The sequence below is a fragment of the Dietzia sp. DQ11-71 genome (genome assembly GCF_014144995.1).
Taxonomy (GTDB): domain Bacteria; phylum Actinomycetota; class Actinomycetes; order Mycobacteriales; family Mycobacteriaceae; genus Dietzia; species Dietzia kunjamensis.
In genome coordinates, this window is sequence record NZ_JAALDT010000294.1 from 1 (window position 1) to 5,719 (window position 5,719).

7 protein-coding genes, 2 tRNA genes and 1 pseudogene are annotated in these 5,719 nt (G+C 70.9%); 6 read left to right on the forward strand and 4 right to left on the reverse strand.

What is annotated here, in order from left to right:
• A partial coding sequence (locus tag G6023_RS10835; protein ID WP_182635490.1) for a hypothetical protein occupies positions 1-327 on the reverse strand: 327 nt, incomplete at its 3' end.
• Between the two features lie 70 nt (positions 328-397).
• On the opposite strand from G6023_RS10835, the gene G6023_RS10840 reads away from it, so the two are divergent.
• Entirely contained in the window at positions 398-1,090 is a 693-nt protein-coding gene (locus G6023_RS10840) for an NrtR DNA-binding winged helix domain-containing protein (protein ID WP_069390440.1), read from the forward strand.
• Here the strand turns inward: G6023_RS10840 and G6023_RS10845 are convergent.
• Entirely contained in the window at positions 1,049-1,993 is a 945-nt protein-coding gene (locus G6023_RS10845) for a DMT family transporter (protein WP_067714715.1), read from the reverse strand. The two genes, G6023_RS10840 and G6023_RS10845, sit on opposite strands and share 42 nt — an antisense overlap.
• A gap of 267 nt (positions 1,994-2,260) precedes the next feature.
• Here G6023_RS10845 and G6023_RS10850 point away from each other — a divergent pair, with 267 nt between their 5' ends.
• The 4 genes from G6023_RS10850 (at position 2,261) to G6023_RS10865 (ending at position 5,143) form a co-directional block, all read left to right on the forward strand.
• On the forward strand, positions 2,261-2,605 hold the full coding sequence (locus G6023_RS10850) for a hypothetical protein (RefSeq protein WP_146776241.1): 345 nt from the start codon (positions 2,261-2,263) through the stop codon (positions 2,603-2,605).
• Between the two features lie 77 nt (positions 2,606-2,682).
• Entirely contained in the window at positions 2,683-3,573 is an 891-nt protein-coding gene (locus G6023_RS10855; protein WP_163375328.1) for an oxygenase MpaB family protein, read from the forward strand.
• 224 nt (positions 3,574-3,797) lie between these two features.
• The gene (locus G6023_RS10860; protein ID WP_069390443.1) at positions 3,798-4,142 is read left to right on the forward strand and encodes a PadR family transcriptional regulator; all 345 of its coding nucleotides are present in this window, start codon (positions 3,798-3,800) and stop codon (positions 4,140-4,142) included.
• A complete protein-coding gene (locus tag G6023_RS10865; RefSeq protein WP_069390444.1) occupies positions 4,142-5,143 on the forward strand; it encodes an HAAS signaling domain-containing protein in 1,002 nt (333 codons plus the stop codon). The genes G6023_RS10860 and G6023_RS10865 overlap by 1 nt, the downstream gene beginning before the upstream one ends.
• A gap of 59 nt (positions 5,144-5,202) precedes the next feature.
• Here G6023_RS10865 and G6023_RS10870 read toward each other — a convergent pair.
• A tRNA-Arg gene (locus G6023_RS10870) sits at positions 5,203-5,275 on the reverse strand.
• Between the two features lie 47 nt (positions 5,276-5,322).
• Positions 5,323-5,414: transfer RNA gene (locus tag G6023_RS10875), tRNA-Ser, on the reverse strand.
• Between the two features lie 105 nt (positions 5,415-5,519).
• Between G6023_RS10875 and G6023_RS10880 the strand changes: the two are divergent.
• Positions 5,520-5,719, forward strand: a pseudogene (locus G6023_RS10880) (aminotransferase); the annotation flags it as partial.

Genomic DNA, 5,719 nt, shown 5'->3' on the forward strand with positions numbered 1-5,719 from the left:
CGGCAACCGCAGGTCCTCGCGCGCCACGCGGACGATCGCGTCCGCCAGTGCGAACGCCCCGTCGGCGCCGGCGCTGGCCACGACCTCCTCGGCCGCCGTGCTGCCGGAGATCCCGCGGGTGACCCACATGAATCCCCGACCACGGTCCGACCGGACGACGAGCTGCTGGCTCCACCCCTCCGGCCCGGGCGGGGCCACCAGCGCCAGCGCGCCGCCGTCCCCGACAGCACCGATCCGCAGGATCAGCGTGTCCAGGAACACGCCCCATGCGCACTCGGTGGCCTCGCCGCCGACCCCGTCCATGCCGTCGTCTCGTCGACTTCCCATGACCCCTCCACTCCTTTAGCACTCCAGGCGCGCTAAACATTAGCACGCCAATCGCGCTAAAGTGAAGGCCATGTCCGATCTCGATAAGTTCCCCCGGCCCGCCGTGGCCGTGGACCTGGCGATCCTCACCGTGACAGGGGCCGGCGGCACCGACCCCGAGCTGCGGGTATTCACGCAATCACGCCGGAATCCGGACGGTCGCGCGCTCCCGGGCGCGTTCCTGCGCGAGCGGACGACCGTCGCCGAGACCGCGGACCACGTACTCCGCGAGAAGGTCCGGATCGCGCCACACGGGACCATCCGTCCGCGCCTGCTGCGGCTCTTCGACGACCCGGGGCGGGACGAGCGGACGTGGGCCGTCTCCGCCGCCCACGCGCTCCCCCTGCCCGAGTCCGCGCTGGCCGGAGCGAACGGCGAACTCACCCGCGTCACCGCGGACGGCCGACTCGACGGCATCGAGTCGCTACTGTTCGACCACGACGCGATCGTCGACGCCGCGATCCGCGACGTCCGCGAGCTCTACGAGATCCGCCTGCGCTACGTCGACGTGGGCCCCGACCCCGACGGCTTCCTGGCCGAACCGTTCACGCTGCTCCAACTACGTCGCGTGCACGAGGCCGTGATCGGCGAGGAACTGCACAAGGACAACTTCGCGCGCCGGATGCGACCGCACCTGGAACCCGTCCTGGACGACGACGGCGAGGTGGCGCTGTCCACGGCCCTACGCGGTCGCCCGGCCGCGCTCTTCCGGCGCGCGCGCTGAGGCGTCCCGCGCCGCCCGCGACCGCAGCACCAGGGTCACGCCGACCGCACTGATCGCCATGCCGACCACGGCCGGGAGGGTGATCGGGACACCGAACATGAGCCACACCCAGACCATGGTCGTGGGCGGGGTGAGGTAGAGCAGCACGCTCGCGACGGTGGCGCCACGGGTGCGGGTGACAAAGACGAAGAGGACGTACCCACACAGGGTGGACAGGAACACCAGCCAGGCCACCGCCGCCCAGAAGTCGGGTTCGGCCACGGGCGCCGCCTGGCCGGTCACCAGAGCCGCGGACATCAGGGTGACCCCCGCGACGACGGACTGCATGGTGATCGACTGCAGCAGCGTCTCGGAGGGCCGCAGCCGCTGCGTGAGAACCGTGCCCGTGGCCAGACTGAGCATGCCCGCCGCCGGGAACAGGTACGCCCACCACGGGGCGGCGCCCGCGTCGAGACCGCCGGAGACCACCACCACGACGCCCGCCATCCCCAGCACCATGCCGACCCACATGCCGGCCGTCGTGCGCTCGCCGAGGACCCTGCCCGCCACCGTCGCCACCAGCAGTGGCTGGAGCGCGGCGATGAGCGCCGCGGTGCCGCCGTCGACGCCCCGGGAGACCCCCTCGAAGATCATGAACAGGAAGAACGCCTGACTGAACAGGCCCAACACCGCCTGCCGCGTCCACGCCGCGCGATCGTTCAACCGCACCCCCAGCACGAGGCAGACGGTCACCAACAGCACGCCGAGGATCGAGAACCGCCAGCCCAGCAGCTGCAGCGGGGTCCCGTCGGCCCGGATCCCGAGTTCCGCGCCGACATAGCCCGAGCTCCACATGAGCACCAGGGCCACCGACGCCAGATGGCCGGCGTTGCGGCGGAGCGCCTCTCGCGCGGGCTGAGCCATCGGCACAGCCTACGAAGCGGCCGACCTCGTCGTCGTCGTACTCTCGCGTCCCACCCCCGGCCCGTGGCCGTTCACCCCTCCGCGCTCACTCCTCCGCGCTCACCCCTCCGCGTCGACGATCACCGTCCCGGCCTCGAGCCGGGTGTTCGTGGGGCCGCCACCGCCTCCTCGAGCGACGACGGCGCGCGGTCAGAGGTCGGACTGTGGTTTCTGTCGCGGCTCCGGGACGGGCCCCACTCGTCGGGCGTGGGGGAGGCGGTCGGGTCCATGGGATTCGCACTCGCGGTCATCGGGGTGTGCATCCTTATCGGCGGGACGCGGCTGCGGTGGCTGTTCCGGCCGGTACGGGTGCTGGGCGCGATGCCCCTGACCGCGTACACCGCACATCTCCTCGTCTGGGCGGCGTGGATCGCCATCGCGCGCGCCGAGGGCCGACAGTTCGACCCGATGGGCGACTTCCGCGCCCTGGACCCGTTCTGGCCGATGACTCTCGGGGTGACGGCCGGGTGCGCCCTCTGGGCGGTGTTCGTCGGGCGAGGCCCCCTCGAGACAGCCGTTTCGCGGCGCGCGGTCGCGGACCTTCCTCACCGTCTGCGCCGGCACGAAGTATGAAGGACTTATTATCGACGGTGTCGGTCGGGCTCTCACCGACCATTCCCCCCCGATCCACCGAACCCGAAGGTGACTCCATGACCGACACCCGCGTGCCCTTGCGGCTCTCCGACGCCCCTCGCTCCGACGACGGCCACTACGGCCCCGACAGCATCTCCTGGCGGGTGTTCTCGGACCCGGCCTCGGGGCTCGGCGCCAAGAACGCGCTCTTCCTCCAGATGCTCGAACCGGGCATGATGACCCACTTCGATCGGGTCTCGCTGACCAGCGAGGGCGCCGACGAGATGGCCGCCCGGTTCGACCGCACGGCCGCCTACCTGCGGGACTCGGTCTTCGCCGACACCGCCCACGCGGACGCGGCGACCAAGCGCGTCGACCACCTCCACGAGATGGCGACCTGGACCAACCCGGAGACCGGAGAGGCGGAGGAGGCCAAGCAGCCGGAATGGATGCGGTGGACGTGGTGGACGTACATCTGGTCGGCCGTTCGGGGCTACCAGGAGTTCGGCCCCGGCCTGAGCGCCGCGGACGCGGACCGCCTGGTGATGGAGTCGCACATCGGCGCGGACAAACTGCACGTCCCCGGCCCGCACCTCGAGACCTTCGCAGCGGTCGACCAGTACGTCACCGAGGGCCTCGACACCAAGGCGTTGACCATCTTCGCCGCGATGGCCGGCCACTCGCTCCGACACCCGGACGCGAAGGGCCCGGTGGCCAGGTGGGTCACCCGCCAGATCCTCAACGGCGTGCTGTCGCTACTCCCCGACAAGGCCAAGCTGTTCTTCGCCGTGGAGGACCGCAGCGCCAAGGAGTTCGCCCGCGGGGCCCGGTTCACCAAGCTCGTCGCCACACTCGCGCGGAAGAACCGGACCGCCGAGGACCTCATCGCGCAGGCGATCGGCGAGTCCGTCGCTGCCCCCTACCAGCGGGTGCGGGTCAAGAAAACCAAAGCCTCGCCGGCTTCCTGACGCGTCGACCGCGAGACCCCACGCAGTCCCGCAACCCGGCAGTGCGCCGGGCCGCGGCCTCCCGACCTGCGGTGCCCTGCACACCGTCTTCAGGGCACCGCAGGTCAGGGCCGGTCAGGGCCGGTCGATGGCGGAGTGTCGCGGTGCAGCGGGTGGAGCGAGAGGGCCCGCGCCGAGGCTGTGCGCCATTTACATAGTGTGTGCCACACACTAACGTGTGCCGCATGGGCGACGACGCGGACGCGGCACTGGGCACCCACCTGCAGGAGCTCCGGCGCGGGTCGGTCGTCCTGGCGAGTTTGCTGGCCTGCCGGACGCCCAGGTACGGGTACGCCCTGCTCACCACGCTGGCCGAGGCGGGAATCGCCACCGAGGCCAACACCCTCTACCCGTTGCTGCGCCGCCTCGAGGGACAGGGCTTGCTCACCTCGACGTGGCGGACCGAGGAGCCCAGGCCCCGCAAGTACTACGAGACCACCGCGCTCGGCACCGAGACCGCCGAGCGCCTGCACGCCGAGTGGCTGGCATTGGGTGCCGGCTACACCGATCTGCGGAAGGCGGACGCGTGATGTCCACACTGACCGATCGCTACATCTCCGAGGTGGTCCGCCACCTCCCCGAAGACCAGCGTGGCGACATCTCCTCGGAGATCGCCGCGACCATCGCCGACATGGTCGCCGCCGAACCCGACGCCGTGAACGACGCCAGCGGGACCGAGCCGGCCGGGACCGCCGACCGCGATTCCGCCGAGCGCGCCGTCCTGGTGCGACTGGGCGACCCGGCCGAACTCGCTCGCCGCTATGCCGGCGCCCGCCAGTACCTCGTGGGGCCGGAGGTCTACCCGGTCTGGGCTCGGGTACTGCGGTGGCTCCTGCCCGTCGTGGGTGTCATCGCCGCCCTGGCCGGCAGCATCCTCTACGTCTCGACCACCGCGGAGCCGGAGCTCGGCGACCTCATCGGCCAACTCGTCAGCTCCGTCGCCGCCGCCCTGCTGTGGGCCTTCGCGGCCTGGACGCTCGTGGTGGTGATCATCGAGCGGACGACCCCGGAGGGCGAACGCAGTCCGTTGACCCTGACCCCCACCTGGGACCCGGCGCACCTCGACGGGCCCCGTGGCGGGGCGGACACCCGCGTCGACGCGGTCGTGTCGCTGGTGATGCTGGCCATCCTGGTCGCGGTGCCGTTCGTCCCGTCGACGTTCCTGTACATCGGCCATCTCAACGGCGGCGAACCGCTCGTGAACCCCGCCATCCCCACCAGGTGGTTCACGGGGTACGTGCTGCTGATCGGAGCGCTGGCGCTCGTCCAGGTGTGGCGCCTGGTGAGGCCGGGCAGGTCACCGGCGCGGCTCGGCATCGACGTGGTGGTCGACGTTGTCTTCGGCGTCTTCCTCACGGTCCTGGTGCTGAGCCACGACTCGGTGATCCACCCCGATCTCGTCCCGGACGACGGCGGCACGGCGACCACCGCGATCCGCTGGAGCATCATCGCCACGATCTGGGTGATCGTGGTCTGGGATCAGATCGAGACCCTGCGCGCATACCGGCGGGGGGCCGCGAACGCCGCGTGAACACCGCAGGCCGGAAATGGCGAACGCCCCCGTCCGCGTGGACGGGGGCGTTCCTTCTGTGCGCCCGAAGGGACTCGAACCCCTAACCTCTTGATCCGTAGTCAAGTGCTCTATCCATTGAGCTACGGGCGCAATATTCTTCTGTCGTGCCAGCTATCCGGTCACCCGGATCCCCGGCATGGCGGAGGCGAGAGGATTTGAACCTCCGGTCCCCTTTGAGGAGGACAACTCATTAGCAGTGAGTCCCATTCGGCCGCTCTGGCACGCCTCCTGGAGGCTCTGCTGAGCCAACGAGGAATTACAGTACACACAGGCCGGGCCGGTGCGCAAAACGGCCGGACACCGGGCCCGCAGGGGGTGGTCCTACCCTGTAGTCATGTCCCCCGACGTGCGCAGCGACCTCGACGCCATCCCCGCCTACATTCCGGGCGCCTCCGTGCCGGGCGCGGTCAAACTCGCGTCCAACGAGACCACCGCGGGCCCGCTGCCGAGCGTGGCGGCGGCCATCGCCGAGGCCGCGGCGGGCGCCAATCGCTACCCGGACATCACCGCCGGCGCGCTCGTCGACCGGCTCCC

Excerpts from the sequence above, each read along its gene's own strand:
- G6023_RS10840 (WP_069390440.1), top strand. The coding sequence starts at position 398 with ATGTCCGATCTCGATAAGTTCCCCCGGCCCGCCGTGGCCGTGGACCTG.
- G6023_RS10845 (WP_067714715.1), bottom strand. The coding sequence starts at position 1,993 with ATGGCTCAGCCCGCGCGAGAGGCGCTCCGCCGCAACGCCGGCCATCTG.
- G6023_RS10850 (WP_146776241.1), top strand. The coding sequence starts at position 2,261 with ATGGGATTCGCACTCGCGGTCATCGGGGTGTGCATCCTTATCGGCGGG.
- G6023_RS10855 (WP_163375328.1), top strand. The coding sequence starts at position 2,683 with ATGACCGACACCCGCGTGCCCTTGCGGCTCTCCGACGCCCCTCGCTCC.
- G6023_RS10860 (WP_069390443.1), top strand. The coding sequence starts at position 3,798 with ATGGGCGACGACGCGGACGCGGCACTGGGCACCCACCTGCAGGAGCTC.
- G6023_RS10865 (WP_069390444.1), top strand. The coding sequence starts at position 4,142 with ATGTCCACACTGACCGATCGCTACATCTCCGAGGTGGTCCGCCACCTC.